We start from the raw sequence: 22,433 nt of genomic DNA, 5'->3' as shown, positions 1-22,433 counted from the left end.
GGGGTTTTTCTGCGTTCATACGGGTGACACAAAGGAGGGGTAGAAAATGAAAGGTAGACCTTTACTCGTATTTACCGTCTGCTGGTTATGCGGTAGTGGGATGGCATGTGTATTATCGGGTTGGTCCTTGATCGTGGGAATGATCGGAGCATTCGTTTGTCTGCCACTTTTACTACGATGGATTGATATACGCGGTTGGTCCATCTTGTTACTGATTGGAGCACTCGTTGGCGGTGCTGTGCACTGGGAATGGAATGATGCGCGGAATCGGAGTAGTCTGCCCGATATCACACATACGACAGCCGAGGATTTGGACGGTTATGCAGCTACACTCGAAGGAACCCTTATGTCGGATGTACGCATAGATGGGGATCGGGCTGATTTTGAAATGCAGGTCACGTCGATGCTTCCACTATCCGATGCATCCTCGGCGCCAGCGTCGGAAGCGCGAACTGCGCCTAACGTGAGAGAACGTCTAATGGTCCAAGTTCGCCTGGCTGAGGAAGAAGAACAGCAAGTAGCAGCAGGGTGGAAGCGAGGAGATACGATCACGTTGACGGGTGCGCTTGCGCTTCCCAGCGAAGCCAGAAATTTTGGTGGGTTTGACTATCGAAATTACTTAAGGACTCTTCATATCCATTGGTTGTTTAAAGTGAAGGGTGCCAGCTCGGTAACCACCGTTCCGCCGGAAGGGCTGGGGGAACTCAATATCCTCCGGTGGAATGACATCGTCAGGCATAAACTTGGCGCAGCGGTAGAACAGATATTTCCCGAACCTCATGCGGGGTATATGAAAGGCCTGATTATCGGGATGGCTAATGATATCGATCCGGATACATATGGACAATTTTCACAGCTTGGTTTAACTCATATATTGGCGATCTCCGGAACACATGTCGCGGTGTATGTGGCATCGTTGCTTCTCCTTTTATCATGGCTTAGGTTAACCCGAGAAACCTCGCTCACCATTGTGTTGCTGCTAATACCTGCATATGTACTGTTGTCTGGCGGTTCGCCATCAGTCATTCGTGCGGGTATCATGTCGATGATTGGTTTGTATATGGCGCGGCGCGGGCTTGCGAGGGATGGATTGCAGATGATCAGTGCAGCAGCGTTGTTGATGATGTGGTGGAACCCGTATTTTTTACTGAGCGTGAGCTTTCAGCTATCTTTTCTTGTAACGGCTGGACTGATGATTTACATGCCACTGATTAATCGGATATTTAGCAGTTGGCCCAAGGGCCTTGCAGCAACAGCTTCTGTGACGGTAACAGCACAGCTCATTTCTTTTCCGGTCACGATTCTGTATTTCAACCAGTTTTCACTGCTTTCATTTGTCGCAAACTTCCTGCTTGTATCTTTGATCAGTGCCATTGTACTTCCTCTTGGAACGGTTGCCCTGATTTTATCGTTCATTTGGATACCTCTGGCTAAACCATTGGCGTGGATTGCTATTATGTTGAACAAATTGACCTTTGTAAGTGTGGAGTGGATGAACAGTTTGCCTGGATTTGTGCTGATCTGGGCTACCCCATCGCTACTGTGGATAACAGCATATTATGCCGTTCTCTATGCGCTTCTGCGGGTCCTTCATCGTGGTCGAGGTGACCAGCCTGTAGTTCAGGGCACAGAAGAGGATACGGCTCCGCTGGATCGCCGATTTGTTGGGGGAACGCCTAAAGCGGCTCTAGGATTGTCTGGGTTGTCTAATGTATCATCACAAGGATTAAACAAAGGTGGACGTGAGGCTAGCCCGGGTTCGATGACAACATTAAGTGCAAGTATTGCCTGGCCGGAATATACCAGTGCATTTGCTGCGCGTGGGGCGGGTTTTTACTCTGGTGAACGGATGAACGTCTTCCACAAATGGATGTGTGCGCTGCTGGCTCTCAGCTTTGTGGTGGGATTATGGTGGGCATACCAGACACCGCAGCCTGCGGGGACAGGAGTGGTGCAGTTTTTGGATATCGGACAAGGGGACAGTACACTTATTACAACACCTGAAGGCAAACATATTTTGGTCGATGGTGGAGGTACGGTCCAGTTCGGGAAGTCTGAACAATCCTGGAAGACACGGCGTGATCCATACGAAGTAGGGGCCAAGGTGGTCGTTCCTTTATTGAAAAAGCGGGGCATTCATCGGCTGGACGCCGTAATTGTAACCCATGCCGATCAGGATCATGCTGGTGGATTACAGGCCGTGCTCGAACAGATTCCAGTGGAACGATTCATGTTCAATGGGACAACCAGCGGTACAGCCAATTTCGAGAAATTGCTGGATACCGTTATAGACAAGCAGATTCCGTTATATGCCATTCGCCAAGGGATGTCCTACGCTCCGGATGGGGAGACCAGACTACATTTTATATATCCGGATCTGGAGAAAGCGATGGATACAGAAGAAAGATTGCCCTTCTCGGAACATCAGAATCATGATTCGGTTGTCTTTATGCTGGAAATGGCAGGCGCCTCATTATTGTTCACAGGAGACATGGATGCTGCAGCGGAGCAGGATCTGCTGTATATGATTCAAGATGGATCGCTCTCAGCCTCGTTTGGACAGTACGATGCGGATGCTACGTTAGTAGATGTTACTATTCAGGAGATGTTTACACGTCATTTGGGGGAGAATCATGAGGTTCCTGTTACCATAGACGTATTAAAAGTTGCACACCACGGTAGCAAAACATCGTCAACGGAAGCTTGGTTACAGTACTGGAATGCATCTGCATCCGTGATATCTGCTGGGGCCAACAATACATATGGACATCCCAATCCTGGGGTGCTTGAACGTCTTGTAGATTCGGGTACAGAGATCTATCGAACAGATCAAATGGGGGAGATTCAGATGAAGATCAGAGATGGGAAGATTGATGTGCGCTACAAGTTGACAATGGATGATTCATGAATTTCTGTGGGAGTTGGCTAAAATGGATTACTCTCTTGCTTTTGAAATACCAACTATTAAGCTAATTATAGTCGCACTGAATAAGTTAATCGTGTGATCGATTTGATCCCAAGTTTTATGGCGTATCATCATATTATATACACTAAATAATAGACTACAGAGTAGAAAAAATCCCAGGAAGTACTTTAAAAAGATTTTCAAATTCATTTAATCTGCCTCATATCTGCATAGAAATTTTGTTGCGCCGTTGTGAGTTCTAGTTCGTCTTTGCGACTTGAATTACTATTAAATAGTGTCCAGTTTTCCGTTAGTTGTCTGATTTCGCTCCTCTACGTGCCTATATTTTCTATTTTAAGTTATAAAATGGGATTGATTATGCTGTTTATGTGAAATTAATGTAAAATTTCGTGAAAGATACGTAATACTTCTGTGTTCATCATGTTCGCTCAATAAAGATAAAATCTATACAGTCCCAATCTACAACTGGTTGTCATTTATTAATTTTCTGTATGAAGTACATCATTTGCTCGAAGAATGAAAACAAAAGCCCGCTTTCCGGTATACTCCTCGGGGAGAATGCAGGAAAGCGGGCTAATTTTGAAATGACTTATAACAACGAATTATTCAACGCCATCTTTGAAGTGTTTACTCCAATGTTTGTCGCCTTTGTGCAACAGATCTTCTACGGTTTTCTCAAGCGTCAGCAACAGCTGTGCTCGTACATCAAGCACGGTTTCTCTGTACAAGCGTTCTTCCGATCCGACGATTTTATCGCCGTATAATGCCTGTGCAGCGGTGTATTTCCGATGTTCCTCAACCAGGGTATCAATAGACTGCAAAGCATGTTCCACAAAATGGGATATGCTTTGATATTCTTTGGGCATTTGTTCTTTTAACGCTTGAATTTTTGCAAGAGCTGGCATGCTCATCACCTCGTGTTATGAATGTAAATTTACAATACACTGTTTTCATGAAAATTACATTAAAACGAGCTTAAATTTGTACAAAATTTGAACTTTTTTATTTTCAATGCTATAAGTGTTGTTAGCTATAATGTATGCCATTGTAATAAAATTGAGTCGTGTAAGTACTGGAATGACTTTTGAGCTGGCTTGATGACTCGTTATGCAATTTCTGTTATTCTAAGAGAAGATTTCAGCGGCCCCAATACATAAGCCGTTATTTTGTTATGGCAATAAAAAAAATACTTAACTTTGCAACAATTTTATTGATGGTCACGTCTGTAAGGTTGCAGGGAGAGGGGGATCCTTTGTGGTAGAGCCGGAACTCATCAGAGCCGCTCAATCGGGCGATCGCGACGCTCTAATTACCCTATTGCGGGACATTGAACAGCATGTTTATCGGACCGCATATTACATTCTAAATAATGAACAAGACGCTTTGGATGCTGCTCAGGAAGCGTTGATCCGAATTTACACCAAGATTAATTCATATGAGGAAAAGGCCCAGTTTAAGACATGGGTTCAGCGCATCGTCACGAATATCTGTATTGATAAATTCAGAAGAACCAAGCCCTCCGTCTCCATTGACGAGCATGATATGGTTTTTCAGGACAATCAGGATGTGGAATTCGAAGTGATGTCCACGTATGTGGCAAAGGATATTCAGGATGCCATTAACAAGCTGCCTGAGCATCATCGTACCGTTATTGTTCTAAGATATTTGCAGGACTTATCCTATAACGAAATTGCGGATTGCCTCGATCTTCCGTTGAATACGGTTAAATCTTATTTATTTAGAGCCAGACAGCAATTACAGAATCTACTACAGGAGTATCAGAAAGGTGGTGTGACAGGATGAAATGCGAAGAGGTGGTGGAATGGATGCACCGGTATCTGGATCATGATCTGGGCGAGGCGGAAACTGCGCAGATGCTACAGCATGTGGCCCAATGCGCGGAGTGCGCCGAAAATTTTAGTTTGCTCAGAGCTCTCTCCAGAGAACTGGAAGATTTGCCGCAGGTAACCCCGAGATTCAGTCTGGTTGATGCCATTATGCCGCAACTGGATGCAATCGACGAAGCGAAAAGGGAACAAAGCAGTACAATACAGGAAATGAGTCCTGTCCCTGCTGCATTTGAGAATTTACAGCGTTCTAGTGAGCGGAAACCGAAGCAAAAATGGTTGAATTCTATGGCGGGCCGGATGTCCATGGGCGCAGCAGCAGCCGCTGTTGTACTGGGCGTTGCCATTTTTGGATATCAGCCAGAGAAGATCGAAAATGCAGAAATGATAATGAGCACGGGCAGCACCCAAGAAGGTGGGAATGAGGATCAAAATCCACTGAGCAGAGAGATCGATAATGAAGATTCTTCCACCTCACTACAGAGCGATAACAGTGTGTGGGTCGATAGTTCGGAAAGTCAGCCATCCGCTGAAGATAAACAAGCTCAAGAGGTTGGTCCTGAAGAAAATGGTTCAGAAAAGGTGCAGGAACCAGAATTGAAGGAAGAGCAACCTTCTAAACAGCCGGATACTGGGTCAGAATTGAACAAGAGTGATGCAACGAAAAACGCCCCTTCCAGTTCCAATCCTGCTGATAGTACCAAGAGTGCAGATCAGCAAAAAAGTCAGGATTCAGGAGCTGCTACCGGACCTTCGGCAGGTTCTACTGAGAGTGGAGCAACGGAGCCTGAAAATGGGGATGCACAATCATTCACTACTTCTCAGGATATGCCTGATGTTAAGGTAGAAGAGCCGACGGAGGGCGTGACGAGTCCTGATTCCGAGACAGGCATGGATGCAGCGGGAGGAAATAAGGGATTGGCTGCCACGGATTCAGGTGCACTTGCCACGAAGACTCCAAAAGAATGGAAGTCACCCGATGGCTCCTATCTGGTCATGCTGCTCGGCGATCAGATCAGCATTTACTCTAAACCTGCCGCTGACCCGGATGTGCTTAATCTGGTCGAGCAACGTAGTGTGGAGGGTACACTAAAATCTGCGAGCTGGTCCAAGGATAGCACCGTATTCAATTACGAGACAGATCAAGATGGGACAACAGTGAAGAAATCGTTTAATGTGTCCACTGGTTCAAGCGGGACCTCTGGTAAATAGGCTGTAAATTATACGTTTGGCCTTAAGACTTGCCGAACATTTCTGTTGTATCAAGAATATATTGAAAGTAACAACAACGTCCTATCTCAGTTGGCATAACTGACGTCGTATGACCGCGCACCAGCTTTTTCTAGAATTGTTGGTGTCAGCGTTTATATAGATGTAGGACAGGGGGCCTTCATCCGTAACCGGATGTAAGGCCCCTTTGTTGTCTGTCACGATTTCTGGTAGGATAAGAGGGATAAGGGGGCACCGTGATGGATGTAAAGAGTGCGACAAAGGCAATACGTAATGGAGAAACGGCTCCGGTATATGTGCTGTACGGAACGGAGAAGTACCAGATACAGCAATTTACGGATATGTTAAAACAACAGGTAATTGAAGAAGAGCACCGAGAATTTGCGATCATTCCATATGATCTCTCTGAGACACCTGTGGAGGTGGTCATTGAAGAAGCGGAGACGATTCCTTTTCTTGTTCCACGTAAACTCATTATCGTTCGCGATGCTAATTTGTTTACAGCAGGCAAGGATTCCAAAATTGATCACCAGATTGATCGGCTGCTTACATATATGGACAATCCGGCAGATTATAGTATTATTGTGTTTCTGGCCCAAGGGGATAAGCTGGATGAGCGTAAAAAACTAGTTAAGGCAGCCAAGAAACAAGCCGTTGTCCTTGCGTTCGCTCCACTAAGTGGTGAAGAGCTGCTGGGTTGGATTGTAAAGCTGGCGAAGCAACGGGATGTATCTTTTGAGACTGGAGCAGCTGACACGCTTGTGAGTTATGCAGGAACAGGCTTGCAGACGTTATCTGCGGAAGTGGACAAGTTGTGTTTGTTCGCTGGTAACGGAGGCACGATTAAACGCGCAGATATCGAATCTTTGGTGGCGCGAAGTACCGAGCAGAATGTGTTCGCGTTGGTGGAGGAGCTTGCTAACTTGAGGCTGGAGAAAGCGTTGGGTCTTTTTTATGAGTTGCTGAAGCAGCGTGAAGAACCAATCAAAATTGCTGCCTTGATTGCCCGTCAATTTCGAATTATGATTCAGGTAAAGGAGTTAGGGCAGCAGAGTTACTCCCAACAGCAGATTGCCAGTCAGCTTGGTCTGCATCCGTATGCTGTCAAAATTGCTGGTGAACAGGCTCGCAAGTTTCAGGCAGAACGTTTGAGGCTAATTCTGAGTCATCTCAGTGAACTGGATTATCAGATGAAGACCGGGGCAGTGGATAAAGTGTTCGGACTAGAGCTTTTCTTGTTAAGGCTCGGTGCTTAAACTTAGATATAACTGTAACACAAAGCGGCCTCTATTCCGTTGATGGTGAGATCATCGGAATAGAGGCCGCCCCGTTTGAATGAGTTCTTATAGAATCAGATACTAAAAAATCCTGAAAGCTCGTGCTGTTCAGGATTTTTCCATTAGATCGTATAAGTAACGCTTCTTACGCTTGTGCGGAAAGAGCGTTCAGTTTTTTCGCCAAGCGAGACTTTTTGCGGGCTGCAGCATTTTTATGAACCAGACCTTTAGTTACAGCCTTGTCCAGCTTTTTGGAAGCAGCTTGAATCGCAGCTTTTGCAGTATCAACTTCGTTACTTACCAGAGCAGCATCAGCAGCTTTAACAGCTGTACGGAGTGCAGATTTCTGGGAAGCGTTGAGTGCGCGGCGCTTGTCGCTCGTTTTTACGCGTTTAACAGCGGATTTGATGTTTGGCATTACATTCACCTCCTGTAAGGCATTTGCATGAATACAAACGTTTCACAACTTAAAATATTCTAGCACGCTGGCATGCAAATTGCAACAGATTTTCCTATGATGTTCGATGGTGCTGCATAAAGCACACCATTTTCCCACACAATATGCTCAAATGCGGTAAGGGAGGCAGGGACAGATGACACTGGATTTGCAAAATTATGCAGTTCGTACCGACTTGGCAATTGACTCCAAGGAGATGGCTCAGGGGGGGCAGAAACAGACGATTCCCGGGCTACGGGAGGATGTGGATGAGAAAGACGGTATCAAAATCACACGTATTGATGTGCTTGATGATGCAGCAGCTACAGCAATTGGGCGTGTAAAGGGGCACTATGTCACTTTGGAGGTTCCATCGCTTCGTAACGGGGATACCGATCTTCAGGAGCGGGTGGCGGCAGAATTCACGCGAGAGATGGAAGATTTTTTGGCCAAAGCGGGAATTAACAAGACTTCCAAGGTGCTGATTGTGGGTTTGGGCAACCTGAACGTCACGCCTGATTCACTTGGTCCGCTGGTAGTGGAGAATCTGATGGTTACCCGTCAGTATTTTGAGCTGGTTCCGGATCAGGTTGCACCCGGTTATCGAGAAGTCAGTGCTATTGCGCCAGGTGTGCTGGGGACAACGGGTATAGAATCCAGTGACATCGTACAAGCGATCGTGGATCGAACGAAACCAGATGCAATCATTGCGATTGATGCGCTGGCTTCACGCTCCCTCGAACGTGTTAATACAACGATTCAAGTGGCAGACATCGGCATTCATCCTGGCTCAGGAATTGGGAACAAGCGACGTGGACTGACACGTGAAATATTGGGTGTTCCCTGCATTGCCATCGGTGTACCTACCGTATGTTATGCGTCGACCATCGTGAATAACGTCATTGAAATGATGCGTACTCATTTTCGGCAGGAGACCGACCAAACGAAACAGATTATGGGCATGCTGGACGATATTGGCGAAAATGACCGTCTCAGTTTGGTAAAAGAGGTACTGGAGCCACTAGGCCATGATCTGATCGTTACCCCCAAAGAAATCGACGAATTTGTCGAAGATATTGCCAATATTATTGCAACAGGTCTAAATGCAGCGCTCCATGATGCGGTAAATGCTGAGAATGTAGCTGCCTACACCCATTAATTAACATTTGAAATTTAAATGCTTGAGACTCCTGTGAAGAAGGTCCGAATCTATCGGACTTTCTTTTTTTGTGCAATCTTCTTTTTCCTGTTCTATCAAATCTGGCAGGCTCATAGAGTTGAAGTATAAGCGTTGTCCAGCAGGGAAGGAGACAGAAGCAATGAACAAAATATTGGCCTGGAATATTGGTAAATGGAAAAAGAGATGTTTGCACGTGCTGGCCATGGGCCGTACGTTGTTGTTGCTTATGATCATATCTGCTTTGTTTTTTGTTGTACTCGGTCTAGGGGGCATGGCAGAGAAGCGTTTGAATAGCTCACCCGTTTCTTCTATGAAAGGGTTTGCGGGAGCCGTATCAAGCAGCTTTTTTGTGGACATGCTCGGCATGGAAATGCCGCATCTAACTCAGAAGGAACAAGCCTCTGCATTTTCTGGTGAGAATCTGACTTCGTTTGTGTTCCAACTGCTGACGAATGTGAATCCGCAAGACCCCAAAAGCCTGATCGCTAGAGAAATGCCTGGCATGGGTTCCAATCAACCCGTACTGCTGCGACCGGGCTCGGGAAATGAAAAAGCTGAAGCTCCAGAAGATTATCAGCCGGGTCCTGGACTCATTGATACGGCATCGGCAGGCGGAGGGAAATCAGGTGGCGAGCAGCATATCCCACCAGGTCAGGATAACCCCGATCCATCTGATCCGCAGGATCCGGGTGATGGTGAAGTAAAGGGTGATCCCCCACCGAAGAGTGGCGGTAAAGATGAACCGAGCAAACCAACGACAGGAAAAAAAGCGATTCTTGTCTACCATTCCCATCCACGTGAAGGATACAATCCTCTCTTGGGCACAAAGAGTGACAATCCTTCTTCTGGTAAATCGACGGGCAATGTTTTTCAAGTGGGAACCTACTTATCCGATAGTTTGGAGAAACTGGGGATTGGGGTGGAACATGCACAGGAAGATTATCCGACCAAGGTCAAGGATTATAACTGGAATTATTCCTATAAATACTCTCGTCAGACGGTGAAAACTGCACTCGCTCAAAATGACGATCTTACGTATCTCATCGATATCCACCGTGACTCACAACGTCATAACAAAACAACGACGACTATTAATAATCTGGGTTATGCCAAAGTATATTTTATTATAGGACATGAGAATCCAAACTGGCAGCAGAATGAGGCCTTTGCGGCCAAAATTCATAAGAAGCTGGAAGCGAAATATCCAGGGGTATCTCGGGGCGTATGGGGCAAGGACGGCGGCGGGGCCAACAATGGTGAATACAACCAGACGCTTTCTCCCAACAGCATATTGATTGAGATTGGCGGCATCGACAATACAGCTGCTGAACTGGAGCGAACATCCAAAGTACTCGCCGACATGATTGCAGAGGTGTACTGGAATGATCAGAAGGTGGACAAAGCGAGTGCGGAAAAGACATCACAAGGTGGCTAGTATTCCTGATATGGAAGAATAGAAGAATTGAAGATATAACAGGAGGCGAGGAATGTGTCCAGATTCGGCAAAAGATTGTTTTCCATCTGTTTATTAATGTTGCTGGGTGTGCTGTTTGGAATGCAGCTGGCAGGCAGCAACTTTAATAGGGGCGATGATTCGACTGGCAACCCTGCAGTGGTGAAAACTGAGCCGGCTGCACCGGCTGCCGAGTCTGTTCCGATCGCGGCGGTACAACAGGAGGTCAAAGAACCCCCAGCCGTACCTGTTCTGTCACCGAGTCAAGTGCTTGGCGCAGAGCAGAGCAAAGCACCGGTCGACGTGCTGGCTGACAAAACGGCAGGTCTTCTTCAAAATCTGTCCCATAACGGAATGAAGTGGGTAGTATCCTTATTTAGCGGAGTCGCTGAATAAAAGGTTATGAAATATAGGCAAAATATACCCTTGGGAGTTCGCAATTGTGACGATAATTATAAAGTTGGGGCAACGCGGGATTGATGCACCCTGCATCAACTGTTATAATGATGTGATTGACACTAGGCTGTTTCTGGGGGTAAGGAATGACTGACATTCGGGCAAGACAACGTAAAATTCGTAACTTTTCAATTATTGCACATATAGATCACGGCAAATCAACACTTGCGGACCGGATCTTGGAGCACACAGGTGCGCTCACGTCACGTGAAATGCAGGAACAGGTTCTCGATAAAATGGACCTTGAACGCGAACGTGGAATAACGATCAAGCTACAAGCAGTAGCCTTGACTTACAAAGCGGATGACGGTGAAGAGTATTTATTGAATCTGATTGATACACCAGGACACGTAGACTTCACGTATGAAGTATCACGCAGTCTTGCTGCATGTGAAGGTGCTCTGCTGGTTGTGGATGCGGCTCAGGGAATTGAAGCCCAAACACTTGCCAACGTGTATCTGGCGTTGGATAACAATCTTGAAATTTTACCGGTTATCAACAAAATTGACCTTCCGAGCGCTGATCCTGAACGGGTGAAGCAGGAAGTGGAAGATGTTATTGGTTTGGACACAAGTAATGCGGTTTTGGCTTCGGCCAAATCAGGAATCGGAATCAAAGAAATTTTGGAGCAAGTGGTGAAAAGTGTTCCGGCACCAACTGGTGATCCTGAACAGCCTTTGAAAGCGCTGATTTTTGACTCGCACTACGACCCGTACAAAGGTGTAATCGTATATGTGCGTGTTGTTGACGGCAAAATCAAATCCGGTTCCAAAATCAAAATGATGGCAACAGGTAAATCATTTGAAGTCATTGAAGTTGGAGCGTTCAAACCTCGTATGACCATCGTGGACGAGCTGAACGTCGGGGATGTTGGATTTATTGTTGCCGGTATTCGGCATGTAGGCGATACACAAGTCGGGGATACGGTAACGGATGCCAAAAATCCAACACCGGAACCTTTGCCGGGTTATCGTAAAATTAACCCAATGGTATATTGTGGTCTCTATCCGATTGAAACATCGGACTATGTTGATCTGCGTGAAGCGTTGGAGAAATTGCAGTTGAACGATGCGTCTCTGAGCTTTGAACCGGAAACATCCAGTGCACTCGGTTTTGGATTCCGTTGCGGATTCCTTGGACTGCTTCACATGGACGTTATCCAGGAGCGGATCGAGCGGGAGTTTAATATTCCGTTGATCACAACGGCACCAAGTGTAATCTATCACGTCACCTTAACGAATGGTGAAGTGATGAAAATCGACAACCCATCCAACTATCCTGAGGTGGGACGGATTGATTACGTCGAGGAACCATATGTCAAGGCAGACATTATCGTACCGAATGATTATGTAGGTACCATTATGGAGCTGTGTCAGAATAAACGTGGTGAATATGTGAATATGGAATATCTGGACACAACACGGGTTACCATTACCTATGAGATTCCGTTGTCCGAGATTGTATATGACTTCTTCGACCAGTTGAAATCCGGTACCAAAGGATATGCATCCCTGGATTATGAGCTGTCCGGTTACCGTCAGTCCAATCTGGCGAAAATGGATATTGTACTCAATGGCGAACAGGTAGATGCTCTGTCCTTCATCGTTCACCGTGATCGTGCCTATAACCGCGGACGCATTGTCTGTGAGAAACTGCGCGAGCTGATTCCACGGCAAATGTTCGAGGTGCCAATTCAGGCATCTGTAGGTACCAAAGTTGTAGCTCGTGAAACGGTAAAAGCAATGCGTAAAAACGTACTTGCGAAGTGTTATGGCGGTGACATCTCGCGGAAACGGAAACTGCTTGAGAAGCAGAAGGAAGGTAAGAAGCGGATGAAGCAGGTTGGTAACGTAGAGGTGCCGCAAGAAGCATTCATGGCGGTGCTGAAAATTGATGATTAAGAACGCAATCTCTGAGTACATCAAATTTTGTGTATCGGAGAATGCGTTTAAAAAGACGTTTGCTTGCAAACGTCACGTGAACCCTTTCGGTACATCAATAATTTGTGTATGAAAGGATAAACGATATTTTGTCTCGGGTACAGCACAATGTGTGTATTTAAATTAGATTAATAATTCATTTTTGGGTAGGAGTGTGTGTATCAAAATTGAATTGCAAGACGTTTGCTTGCAAACGTAGGTACAACACAGAATAACCAATAAACCAAGCTGAAAGGGAAGCCGGATGGCTTTCCTTTTTTCAAATAGAGGGGGACTTGCCATGACATTGGCAGCACACAGCCGGAAAACAGGTGCACCCCAAGCGGTGTATCTTCACATTCCCTTTTGCACAAATAAATGTTTCTACTGCGATTTTAACTCTTATGTATTGAAGGACCAGCCTGTTATGCAGTACCTTGAAGCGCTGGAACGGGAGATGGAACATACGGTTAAAGCGAATCCGCCGGGAGAAATCAAAACCATATTTGTGGGCGGCGGTACGCCTACTGCACTGAAACCGGATGAAATGGCCGTATTCCTGAAGTCCGTTAAGACCTATTTCCCCAATTGGGCAGATGATATTGAGTTTTCGATGGAAGCTAATCCGGGCACGACCGATGCGGAGAAACTCGCCGTTATGAAAGAAGGCGGAGTGAACCGCGTCAGCTTTGGGGTACAGGCTTTTCAAAATGATCTGCTGACAGGTATTGGCCGGATTCATAATACAGATGATGTATACCGCAGTTTGGAAAATGCCCGAGCAGCTGGATTGCATAACTTGTCCATTGACCTCATGTTTGGTTTGCCAAACCAAACTGTCGAGATGCTGAACGAGAGTATTGATAAAGCGCTGGAACTGGATTTGCCGCATTACTCCATATACAGCCTGAAGGTGGAAGAGAATACTCTTTTCCATACGTTGTATCAGAAGAACCAGCTACCGCTTCCTCATGAAGACGACGAGTTGCAAATGTATCTTCTATTAATGAAGCGTATGAAAGAAGCAGGTTACGGACAATACGAGATCAGTAACTTTGCCAAACCCGGCTTCGAGAGCCGTCACAATATCACTTACTGGCGTAATGAGGACTATTACGGTCTGGGTGCAGGTGCACATGGATATGTAGGCCGCGAACGCCATATGAATATAAAAGGTATAAACCCGTATGTTGAAGCTTCCAAAGGAGGTCTGCCGCGTCTCGATCATTTTGAGATCAGCCGCGCCGAGGCAATGGAAGATTATCTGATGGTTGGATTGAGAATGCTGGAAGGTGCTTCATCCTCACGGTTTAGCGATCAGTTCGGGGAGCCTATGGAGGAAGTGTTTGCGAAGCCTTTGGGCAAAATGCTGAATGCAGGACTGCTGGAGAAGACGCCAGACGGCTTCCGGCTTAGTGAACAGGGCATCCTGTTCGGAAATGACGTTTTTGCCGAGTTTATCGGGTCTATATCGCTGAATTCGTAGCTTGAAATTCTATACGCTCTGTTGTATATTTATTCATATTGATTTTACAGAGCGTGTAATTTATACAACTACAAAGTCAGCTTTCCTCTGGAAGGCTTCTTATAGGAGGAGAGCTGGATGTCGGCCATATGCAGAAAAGCCGTACCGGAAGATATTGAACCATTATTTGAAATGATTAAGGGCTATGCAGAGCGTGGGATCATGCTTCCGCGTTCACGGGAAGTACTGCAACGGCAGCTGGAGCACTTTGTTGTAGCGGAAGTGAATGGTCAGGTTGTAGGCTGTGGATCTCTCTGCCGTCTAGGAAATGATCTGGTGGAAGTCAGATCGCTCGGCATCTCCGAAGGTCACAAAGGCATGGGCATTGGCTCACTGCTGCTGGATCGGCTGGTAGAGGAAGCGGAGAAACAGCAAATTCCCAAGGTCATGGCATTGACATATGAGGTGTCCTTTTTTCTCAAAAACGGTTTTGCCGTTGTGAACAAGGAAATTTTCCCGGAAAAAGTATGGACCGACTGTGTTCATTGCAGCAAGCAGGATTGCTGTGATGAGATTGCTGTATTGAAAGAGTTGAATATTTCAGCCTGATAAATGAATGAACCGTATGGATTGAGCCGAGTATACTCTATCTCACCTGCGGTTCTTTTTAATTCATGAGATGTACAGTAAAGTTGTTATGTCTTGGAGACATTGGTCTATACTATAAATAGATGAGCGTACTCATCAAACTGACTTGACAATGCTCACGTCATTTTGGTATTTTTGTATTACCGCTTAGCACTCATCTAACCGGAGTGCTAACGACATGGGACAGTACAGTCAGAAGGAGGGAATACTCACCATGTTAACAGAGCGTCAACGAATGATTCTGAACGCTATAGTGGATGACTATATCCGTTCAGCTGAGCCCGTAGGGTCCCGGAGCATTTCCAAAAGGGGAGATGTTGGATACAGTCCGGCGACGATCCGTAATGAAATGGCGGACCTTGAAGATATGGGCTTTCTGGAACAGCCGCATACATCGGCTGGTCGCATACCTTCGCACAAAGGCTATCGATATTATGTCGATCATTTGGTTCCCTGGAATCAGGTGGAGCCGCAAGAGCTGGACGACCTGAAATCATTTTTCGCAGAAAAGCTGAACGTGATGGAACAAGTTATTCAGCATGCCTCAGTCATTTTGTCACATATGACGAATTATACTTCGATCCTGCTTGGACCGGAAGTTTTCCACACGTCACTTCGTCATTTTCAACTGCTTCCGCTTAATGAAAGCGAGGCTGTAGCCATCATCGTAACGAACACGGGTCAGGTAGAGAACAAGACAGTTCAGATTCCACCTGAAATTTCGGTAGCGGAGATGGAGAATGTAGTTCGTTTATTAAACAGCAAGCTGGTCGGCGTGCCGATTTACAAATTAAAGTCTCGTCTCTACACCGAACTTGGGCAAGAGATGGAACGGCATATTACACGTTATGAGGAAGTCATGCAGGTGCTGAACAGTGCCTTTGACAACGAGCATGATAATCGTCTGTTCCTTAGTGGTGCCACCAATATGTTGACCCAGCCAGAGTTTAAAGATATTGAAAAGGTAAAAGATATTCTTGACCTGCTGGATGAGACGCCAACACTCATGAAATTGATGATGCCCGTGCAGGGTGGATCTGGTATTCAGGTGCGAATAGGCACCGAGAATGATCATGAAGCCTTCGCCAATTGCAGCCTGATAACGGCATCCTATTCATTGGATGGAGAGGCTTTGGGCTCCATCGGAATTTTGGGACCTACGCGAATGGATTACGCACGTGTCATTCATATTTTAAATACATTATCCCGTGATTTGACGGCCATGCTAACGCATCGCTTCAAATAAGGGAATGAACCATTTCATTCTTATAAGGAGGTGAACATCTTGAAAGAGGAGCAATCATTCGCAGCAGAAGAACAGGAACAGCAAGCAACTACAGCAGCGGAGCAGGAGCCTGTCAACGAAGCCGGAGCTGCAGAAGCGCAGGCGGAAGAGATGACAGATCAGGAGCAAGATGAGATCGCACGTTTGAAGGCGGAAGCTGAGGAACATCAACAGCGTTTTGTCCGTGCGCAAGCTGATTTTGATAACTTCCGTCGTCGTACACAAAAAGAAAAAGAAGAACTGGCGAAATACGCTTCGATGAAGCTGGTCACCGAACTGGTGCCGGTCATTGATAACTTCGAGCGTGCCATGGCTACTGTACCGGAAGGTGCTGAAGTCGAGTCCTTCTCCAAAGGTATCCAAATGATCTTCCGTCAGCTGGAAACTGTGCTGAACAATGAAGGTCTGACGTCAATGGATACGGTAGGACAACCGTTTAATCCCGAATTCCACCAGGCGATTATGTCCGTGGAGAGCGACGAGTATGAAGAAGGTACCGTTGTCGAGGAAGTCCAAAAAGGCTATATGCTGAAGGATAAAGTACTTCGTCCGGCTATGGTTAAAGTTAGCTCATAATTTCTATTAAAGAATGAAATGAGTTCACTCTTGATTGTACGATGCCACCGAAGTTTAATATAAAGGTTAGTACACACATAGAGCACGATTAGGAATAACAAATACAAATAAGGATCAATCTGATCCATTTTAAATTGTCGAGGGAGGAAATTTTCCGATGAGCAAAGTAATCGGTATTGACTTAGGAACAACAAACTCATGTGTAGCGGTTATGGAAGGCGGCGAGGCTGTCGTTATTCCAAATCCGGAAGGCGCACGTACAACCCCATCCGTAGTGGGTTTCAAAAAAGATGGAGAACGCGTTGTCGGTGAAACGGCTAAACGTCAAGCGATCACGAATCCGGATCGTACGATCATCTCGATCAAACGTCATATGGGTACATCCCACAAAGAAACAATCGATAGCAAAGACTACTCACCACAAGAGATCTCTGCAATCATCCTGCAAAAACTGAAATCCGATGCTGAAGCTTATCTGGGTCAAACGGTAACTCAAGCGGTTATCACAGTACCAGCTTACTTCAATGACAGCCAGCGTCAAGCAACAAAGGATGCAGGGAAAATCGCAGGTCTGGAAGTTCTGCGTATCGTCAACGAGCCAACAGCAGCAGCTTTGGCATACGGTATGGAGAAATCCGAAGACCAAACGATTCTCGTATATGACTTGGGTGGCGGTACATTCGACGTATCCATCCTTGAACTGGGTGACGGCTTCTTCGAAGTTAAAGCAACTAGTGGTGATAACCAACTGGGTGGCGATGACTTTGACCAAGTGATCATTGATTATCTCGTAAGTGAGTTCAAAAAAGATCAAGGCATTGACTTGAGTAAAGATAAAGCAGCGGTTCAACGTTTGAAAGATGCAGCGGAAAAAGCGAAAAAAGAACTTTCCGGCGTATTGACTACAACTATTTCCCTGCCGTTCATTACTGTGGCTGATGGCGTTCCTCAACATTTGGAGTTGAACCTTAGCCGCGCTAAATTCGAAGAAATCTCTGCTGGTCTGGTTGAGCGTACGCTTGAACCAACTCGTCGTGCACTGAGCGATGCTGGAATGACAGCTAACGATATCGACAAAATCGTCTTGGTTGGTGGTTCCACACGTATTCCTGCAGTACAGGAAGCAATCAAAAAACTTACAGGTAAAGACCCTCACAAAGGTGTTAACCCGGATGAAGTTGTAGCTTTGGGTGCTGCTGTACAAGCGGGCGTACTGACAGGTGACGTGAAAGACGTTGTATTGCTTGACGTAACTCCATTGTCCCTGGGTATTGAAACTGCGGGTGGCGTATTCACTAAAATGATCGAGCGCAACACAACGATCCCTACAAGCAAATCCCAAGTGTTCTCCACTTATGCAGACAACCAACCAAGCGTTGAGATTCATGTTCTGCAAGGGGAGCGTGAGATGGCAGCGGGTAACAAATCCCTCGGTCGCTTCATGCTGGGAGATATTCCTCCAGCTCCACGTGGCGTTCCACAAATCGAAGTTAGCTTCGATATTGATGCCAACGGTATTGTTAACGTATCTGCAACAGACAAAGGTACTAACAAAACTCAAAAAATCACCATCACTTCTTCTAGCGGTCTGAGTGATGCTGAAGTTGAACAAATGATGAAAGATGCTGAGTTGCATGCTGAAGAAGACAAAAAACGCAAAGAACTCGTTGAAGCGAAAAACAGCGCAGATCAACTGATCTACTCTGTTGACAAAACGATCAAAGATCTTGGCGAAAAAGCAGACGCTGGTGAAGTTGAAAAAGCGAATGCTGCAAAAGAAAAACTGCAAGGCGTTCTGGCTTCCGACAATCTGGAAGACATCAAAGCCGCTACAGAAGAATTGACAGAGATCGTTCAACAACTGTCCGTAAAACTGTATGAGCAAGCACAAGCTCAAGAGCAAGCAGCTCAAGGTGCTGAAGAGCAACAAGGTTCTGCAAAACGTGACAACGTCGTAGACGCTGATTACGAAGTTGTGGATGAAGATAAAAAACAAAACTAATTCACGATTTCTAGTGAATTAATCATCGGTGACGTTCGGATCGAAGGGAAAGTCATAGCCGGGGCTCCCGTGCTTTGGCTTTCCTTTTGTCACGATGTGCGATATGGTGAATGATATGGGGGTGGAAGAGTGGCTGAAAAACGTGATTATTATGAGGTACTCGGCGTCGGCAAAAATGCCAGCGACGAGGAAATCAAAAAGGCATACCGCAAGCTTGCCCGTCAGTATCACCCTGACGTAAACAAGGCTGCTGACGCGGAAGCCAAGTTTAAGGAAGTTAAAGAAGCTTATGATGTGGTCAGTGACGGCCAGAAGCGGGCGCAGTATGATCAATACGGTCATATTGATCCAAATCAGGGCGGATTCGGCGGCGGTGGCGATTTTGGCGGCGGCGGCTTTGGCGACATCTTCGATATGTTCTTTGGCGGTGGCGGTGGACGACGTGATCCAAATGCTCCGCAACGGGGGAACGATCTGCAATACACCATGACGATTGAGTTCAAGGAAGCGGTATTTGGTAAGGAAACTGACATTAACATTCCTCGTACCGAAGGCTGTGATACTTGTCATGGCTCAGGTGCGAAACCGGGAACCAAACCAGAAACCTGTTCCGTCTGCCAAGGTAGTGGTCAACAGGAAGTGGTTCAAAATACACCGTTTGGCCGTATGGTCAACCGTCGTGCTTGTTCGAACTGTAATGGTTCGGGACAAATTATCAAGGAAAAATGTACTACGTGCAGCGGCAGCGGTAAAGTACGTAAACAACGCAAAATTCATGTTCGCATTCCAGCGGGTGTAGATGATGGCGCTCAATTGCGTATGACTGGTGAAGGTGAAGGTGGTCTGCGCGGAGGACCAGCAGGAGATCTGTATATTGTCATCCGTGTGAAATCACATGATTTCTTCGAGCGTGAAGGCGATGATATCTATTGCGAAATTCCGCTTACCTTCGCTCAGGCAGCATTGGGAGATGAGATTGAAATTCCAACGCTGTCCGAGAAAGTGAAGCTGAAAGTACCTGCCGGTACACAGACAGGAACGTATTTCCGTCTCAAAGGCAAAGGCGTACCACGCCTGCGCGGTATGGGGCAAGGGGATCAGCATGTGAAAGTCGTTGTAGTTACGCCTAGCAAGCTGAATGACGAGCAGAAAGATCTGCTTCGCCAAATTGCTGCGCTGGATGGAGAACAAACTCATGAGCATGAGCAATCCTTCTTTGACCGGGTGAAACGGGCCTTCCGTGGAGACTGAGTCTTAATCATTAATTTAAAAAAGGACACCACAGCGGTTTTTCCGCAGGGTGTCCTTTTTTGCATAATATGGACACGCTTGCGGAAAGATACCAGACATGAGCATTCAGTGGTTTACTGATGTGCCGAAACTAGGGAAGCAGGTGAACCGGATGACCGAAAAAAATATTTTGGCTTATTTCCATAGCCCGGAGCAAGCGGAAGGGGCAGCCAAAAAACTGGAGGCATTACGAGTGGAAGACCTGTCTATCAATCGATTCAGTCGTTACGCGGGTGTCGGGCCAAGTGGAGCATCCTATACGCCGGGTGTTTCCGGCAGTTTTTCTTCCTGGGTACCAGGTGCTCTAGGCACAAATGCCAGCGCGGGAATCATGGCTGCAGCAGATCCTTCTGCAAGCGGTATGAGCGATGGCGGACAAGAGGGACCGACAGGCAGAGATGTATTACTGACCGTCGTTGTTGACGAGGCAGTACATCACCGCGCCCTATCCATTATCGAACAAGCCGGCGGTATGATTTAGTTTCACCAAATCTATATAAGATGGACAGAGCATTACACTTTAACGGAGATTGTAGAACCAATCTGAAGAAGCGAAGCGTTCGCCTGAAAGCTTTCGTAAGAAAGCTACTTCGGAAGCATACGCTATCACCGGATTTCTCCCTTTAAGAAGGGAGATGAAGAAATCTGGGGATAACAGCGATCGGAGGATGGTACTACAGTCGGAGTGGTACAGTGTAACAAGTATTAGTTCATTTTATATAGATACCTATTTTGAAGGAGGAGCATAACGATGGCAGAACATGAACGTCCAGGCAAGATTTTAACGAAAACGGAAAAGATGAAGCGAATGCAGTCCGCCAAAAATGAGGATGTGGAATTCAGTGCCGAAGCTGCGGATCATGAAGATATAGAGGCTTTGCGCCGCAGTGAAGCGGCCGATCGTCGTCAGGGTCGGGAGATTCATGACTGAAGATCGCTCTGCAGTGATTATCGAAGCGGTGTTTACGAGCTGGTCCGAGGCTGAATCTGCACGCAGAGCTCTGGAATTGCTGCACCCAAACCAGTTGAGTATCGAGAGTCTGAATGACTCATCGTCTTCAGTGGATCTGGAAGCGCCTGAGAGCACAGATAATTCGACTATGGCTGTGATTGGGGGATTCAGTGGTGAGCTGAATGTACTTTCCCTCATTAGCGATGAGACCGAGGTGTTGTCGGGTGGACAAGTGTATGACGATCCGGATGCTGGCTCTGAAGGCAGGTCCAAGCAAGAAATCTTGCTGACCGTATCCGTATCCAGTGACTCTCTCCCGCAAGCTGCAGAGATGATTACGCAGAACGGTGGACGCTTTTGCTAACAAGTTAATCGAGTTTAGTCATAATTAAAACAGGGTATTCGAGCAGTCAGGCTGCGGGTATCCTGTTTTTGTTGTTTCTTTACTGCCGCGGTTTTGTACTCCTGCTCGCTTGTGTAGTACAATAGTTGGGATGTTTGAAAAATGAGGAGGAAAAACGAAGTATGTTATGGCATGAACTAACAATACATACCACAGAAGAAGCTGTGGAGATGATTTCGAATTTTTTACATGAAGCGGGTGCTGGAGGGGTCTCGATTGAAGAGTCCGGTACTTTAAATAAAAAACGGGATACGACGTATGGCGAATTGTACGAGTCTCCTTTGAATGATATTCCTGAAGGCTTTGCGGTCATTAAAGGATACTTCTCCGAAGGTACGGACATGGACGCATTGCAATCTGAAGTGAGTCCACGCATTGCGCAGCTTTCCGAATTCGATATCCAAACGGGTGAGGTTCGTTTTGAGACTCGAACAGTGGATGAAAATGACTGGGCGAACGCCTGGAAACAATATTTCAAGCCAGTACGTGTCTCGGAACGTCTAACCATTAAACCGACATGGGAAGAGTATACGCCGGAAAGCCCAAATGAGAAAATTATTGAGCTTGATCCAGGCATGGCGTTTGGTACGGGAACACATCCAACCACTTCGCTTTGTCTACGTACACTGGAATCGGTCATTCAGGGTGGCGAGGAAGTCATCGACGTAGGTACAGGCTCTGGCATCTTGGCCATTGGAGCTGTTCATCTCGGTGCAAAACATGTGTTGGCGCTTGACCTCGATCCGGTTGCGGTAGCAAGTGCCAAAGAAAATGTAGAACTGAATGGGCTGGCACAACAAATTACGGTGAAAGAGAGTGATTTGCTGTCTGTTCTGGGCAGTCAGGACCCTGCGCTGGGCGTGAAGCTTCCGGTGAAAGTTATTGTTGCCAATATTTTGGCCGAAATTATTATGCTATTTGTGGATGATGTCTATCATGCGCTTGAGTCTGGCGGTGTTTATATTACTTCAGGCATTTGGAAAAATAAAGAGCAGCTTGTCCATGATGCGCTCGTTGCTTCCGGCTTCGAAATAAGTTCGGTTCATCGCGATGAGGACTGGATCGCGTTTGTGGCCAGAAAGAGGTAA

General features: G+C 46.3%; 20 protein-coding genes. 18 read left to right on the top strand and 2 right to left on the bottom strand.

From position 1 onward, the window contains the following. The first annotated feature begins 46 nt into the window (after positions 1-46). Positions 47-2,908, top strand: a complete 2,862-nt coding sequence (locus tag BUA17_RS18265; RefSeq protein WP_072734518.1) for a ComEC/Rec2 family competence protein — start codon at positions 47-49, stop codon at positions 2,906-2,908. Between the two features lie 620 nt (positions 2,909-3,528). On the opposite strand, the gene BUA17_RS18255 is transcribed toward BUA17_RS18265, so the two are convergent. Further along, positions 3,529-3,831: a hypothetical protein gene (locus BUA17_RS18255; protein ID WP_053781298.1), complete on the bottom strand. Its 303-nt coding sequence runs from the start codon at positions 3,829-3,831 to the stop codon at positions 3,529-3,531. Between the two features lie 349 nt (positions 3,832-4,180). Between BUA17_RS18255 and BUA17_RS18250 the strand changes: the two genes are divergently transcribed. The 3 genes from BUA17_RS18250 to holA all read left to right on the top strand — a co-directional run bounded on the left by BUA17_RS18250 (position 4,181) and on the right by holA (position 7,259). Continuing rightward, on the top strand, positions 4,181-4,729 hold the full coding sequence (locus BUA17_RS18250; protein WP_024628507.1) for an RNA polymerase sigma factor: 549 nt from the start codon (positions 4,181-4,183) through the stop codon (positions 4,727-4,729). Next, positions 4,726-5,985 carry a zf-HC2 domain-containing protein gene (locus BUA17_RS18245; RefSeq protein WP_072734516.1) on the top strand — a complete coding sequence of 420 codons (1,260 nt, stop codon included), beginning with the start codon at positions 4,726-4,728 and terminating at the stop codon, positions 5,983-5,985. Before BUA17_RS18250 ends, BUA17_RS18245 begins: the two co-directional genes overlap by 4 nt. A 257-nt stretch (positions 5,986-6,242) precedes the next feature. After that, complete coding sequence (gene holA / locus BUA17_RS18240) at positions 6,243-7,259, top strand: DNA polymerase III subunit delta (RefSeq protein WP_072734515.1); 1,017 nt, start codon at positions 6,243-6,245, stop codon at positions 7,257-7,259. Between the two features lie 166 nt (positions 7,260-7,425). Here holA and rpsT read toward each other — a convergent pair whose 3' ends face one another. Then, the gene (rpsT, locus tag BUA17_RS18235; RefSeq protein ID WP_024628504.1) at positions 7,426-7,698 is read right to left on the bottom strand and encodes a 30S ribosomal protein S20; all 273 of its coding nucleotides are present in this window, start codon (positions 7,696-7,698) and stop codon (positions 7,426-7,428) included. A gap of 175 nt (positions 7,699-7,873) precedes the next feature. Between rpsT and gpr the strand changes: the two genes are divergently transcribed. From gpr to prmA, 14 genes are all read left to right on the top strand, one after another. Further along, positions 7,874-8,875, top strand: a complete 1,002-nt coding sequence (gene gpr, locus BUA17_RS18230; RefSeq protein WP_063567283.1) for a GPR endopeptidase — start codon at positions 7,874-7,876, stop codon at positions 8,873-8,875. A gap of 160 nt (positions 8,876-9,035) precedes the next feature. Further along, positions 9,036-10,331 carry a stage II sporulation protein P gene (locus BUA17_RS18225; RefSeq protein WP_063567284.1) on the top strand — a complete coding sequence of 432 codons (1,296 nt, stop codon included), beginning with the start codon at positions 9,036-9,038 and terminating at the stop codon, positions 10,329-10,331. Between the two features lie 54 nt (positions 10,332-10,385). After that, positions 10,386-10,745 carry a hypothetical protein gene (locus BUA17_RS18220; RefSeq protein ID WP_063567285.1) on the top strand — a complete coding sequence of 120 codons (360 nt, stop codon included), beginning with the start codon at positions 10,386-10,388 and terminating at the stop codon, positions 10,743-10,745. A gap of 146 nt (positions 10,746-10,891) precedes the next feature. After that, positions 10,892-12,706, top strand: coding sequence for a translation elongation factor 4 (lepA, locus tag BUA17_RS18215; protein WP_063567286.1), 1,815 nt, complete (start codon positions 10,892-10,894; stop codon positions 12,704-12,706). 319 nt (positions 12,707-13,025) lie between these two features. Further along, positions 13,026-14,210 carry a radical SAM family heme chaperone HemW gene (gene hemW, locus BUA17_RS18210; protein ID WP_024628499.1) on the top strand — a complete coding sequence of 395 codons (1,185 nt, stop codon included), beginning with the start codon at positions 13,026-13,028 and terminating at the stop codon, positions 14,208-14,210. 117 nt (positions 14,211-14,327) lie between these two features. Further along, positions 14,328-14,798 carry an N-acetyltransferase gene (locus BUA17_RS18205; RefSeq protein ID WP_072734514.1) on the top strand — a complete coding sequence of 157 codons (471 nt, stop codon included), beginning with the start codon at positions 14,328-14,330 and terminating at the stop codon, positions 14,796-14,798. A 253-nt stretch (positions 14,799-15,051) separates the two neighbouring features. After that, positions 15,052-16,083, top strand: coding sequence for a heat-inducible transcriptional repressor HrcA (hrcA, locus tag BUA17_RS18200; protein ID WP_062328691.1), 1,032 nt, complete (start codon positions 15,052-15,054; stop codon positions 16,081-16,083). 39 nt (positions 16,084-16,122) lie between these two features. Beyond that, on the top strand, positions 16,123-16,698 hold the full coding sequence (gene grpE / locus BUA17_RS18195) for a nucleotide exchange factor GrpE (protein ID WP_063567288.1): 576 nt from the start codon (positions 16,123-16,125) through the stop codon (positions 16,696-16,698). Between the two features lie 157 nt (positions 16,699-16,855). Beyond that, on the top strand, positions 16,856-18,700 hold the full coding sequence (gene dnaK / locus BUA17_RS18190; RefSeq protein WP_063567289.1) for a molecular chaperone DnaK: 1,845 nt from the start codon (positions 16,856-16,858) through the stop codon (positions 18,698-18,700). A gap of 129 nt (positions 18,701-18,829) precedes the next feature. Continuing rightward, on the top strand, positions 18,830-19,951 hold the full coding sequence (gene dnaJ / locus BUA17_RS18185) for a molecular chaperone DnaJ (RefSeq protein ID WP_072734513.1): 1,122 nt from the start codon (positions 18,830-18,832) through the stop codon (positions 19,949-19,951). A gap of 151 nt (positions 19,952-20,102) precedes the next feature. Beyond that, positions 20,103-20,471 carry a hypothetical protein gene (locus tag BUA17_RS18180; RefSeq protein ID WP_063567301.1) on the top strand — a complete coding sequence of 123 codons (369 nt, stop codon included), beginning with the start codon at positions 20,103-20,105 and terminating at the stop codon, positions 20,469-20,471. 270 nt (positions 20,472-20,741) lie between these two features. Then, positions 20,742-20,921, top strand: coding sequence for a YfhD family protein (locus tag BUA17_RS18175; RefSeq protein WP_024628492.1), 180 nt, complete (start codon positions 20,742-20,744; stop codon positions 20,919-20,921). Beyond that, positions 20,914-21,306, top strand: coding sequence for a hypothetical protein (locus BUA17_RS18170; protein ID WP_072734512.1), 393 nt, complete (start codon positions 20,914-20,916; stop codon positions 21,304-21,306). Before BUA17_RS18175 ends, BUA17_RS18170 begins: the two co-directional genes overlap by 8 nt. A gap of 161 nt (positions 21,307-21,467) precedes the next feature. Continuing rightward, a complete protein-coding gene (prmA, locus tag BUA17_RS18165; protein WP_072734511.1) occupies positions 21,468-22,433 on the top strand; it encodes a 50S ribosomal protein L11 methyltransferase in 966 nt (321 codons plus the stop codon).

This window comes from Paenibacillus sp. ov031, assembly GCF_900143165.1.
Lineage (GTDB): Bacteria > Bacillota > Bacilli > Paenibacillales > Paenibacillaceae > Paenibacillus > Paenibacillus marchantiae.
The sequence above is the reverse complement of the archived record's forward strand: the minus strand, read 5'-3'. Positions and strand labels throughout refer to the sequence as shown.

What these genes read in the sequence shown, in the direction of transcription:
- BUA17_RS18245 (WP_072734516.1), top strand. Translation starts at nt 4,726, where the DNA reads ATGAAATGCGAAGAGGTGGTGGAATGGATGCACCGGTATCTGGATCAT.
- gpr (WP_063567283.1), top strand. Translation starts at nt 7,874, where the DNA reads ATGACACTGGATTTGCAAAATTATGCAGTTCGTACCGACTTGGCAATT.
- lepA (WP_063567286.1), top strand. Translation starts at nt 10,892, where the DNA reads ATGACTGACATTCGGGCAAGACAACGTAAAATTCGTAACTTTTCAATT.
- BUA17_RS18205 (WP_072734514.1), top strand. Translation starts at nt 14,328, where the DNA reads ATGTCGGCCATATGCAGAAAAGCCGTACCGGAAGATATTGAACCATTA.
- BUA17_RS18175 (WP_024628492.1), top strand. Translation starts at nt 20,742, where the DNA reads ATGGCAGAACATGAACGTCCAGGCAAGATTTTAACGAAAACGGAAAAG.
- rpsT (WP_024628504.1), bottom strand. Translation starts at nt 7,698, where the DNA reads ATGCCAAACATCAAATCCGCTGTTAAACGCGTAAAAACGAGCGACAAG.
- hrcA (WP_062328691.1), top strand. Translation starts at nt 15,052, where the DNA reads ATGTTAACAGAGCGTCAACGAATGATTCTGAACGCTATAGTGGATGAC.
- dnaK (WP_063567289.1), top strand. Translation starts at nt 16,856, where the DNA reads ATGAGCAAAGTAATCGGTATTGACTTAGGAACAACAAACTCATGTGTA.
- BUA17_RS18265 (WP_072734518.1), top strand. Translation starts at nt 47, where the DNA reads ATGAAAGGTAGACCTTTACTCGTATTTACCGTCTGCTGGTTATGCGGT.
- BUA17_RS18170 (WP_072734512.1), top strand. Translation starts at nt 20,914, where the DNA reads ATGACTGAAGATCGCTCTGCAGTGATTATCGAAGCGGTGTTTACGAGC.
- BUA17_RS18180 (WP_063567301.1), top strand. Translation starts at nt 20,103, where the DNA reads ATGACCGAAAAAAATATTTTGGCTTATTTCCATAGCCCGGAGCAAGCG.
- BUA17_RS18225 (WP_063567284.1), top strand. Translation starts at nt 9,036, where the DNA reads ATGAACAAAATATTGGCCTGGAATATTGGTAAATGGAAAAAGAGATGT.
- hemW (WP_024628499.1), top strand. Translation starts at nt 13,026, where the DNA reads ATGACATTGGCAGCACACAGCCGGAAAACAGGTGCACCCCAAGCGGTG.
- prmA (WP_072734511.1), top strand. Translation starts at nt 21,468, where the DNA reads ATGTTATGGCATGAACTAACAATACATACCACAGAAGAAGCTGTGGAG.
- BUA17_RS18255 (WP_053781298.1), bottom strand. Translation starts at nt 3,831, where the DNA reads ATGCCAGCTCTTGCAAAAATTCAAGCGTTAAAAGAACAAATGCCCAAA.
- holA (WP_072734515.1), top strand. Translation starts at nt 6,243, where the DNA reads ATGGATGTAAAGAGTGCGACAAAGGCAATACGTAATGGAGAAACGGCT.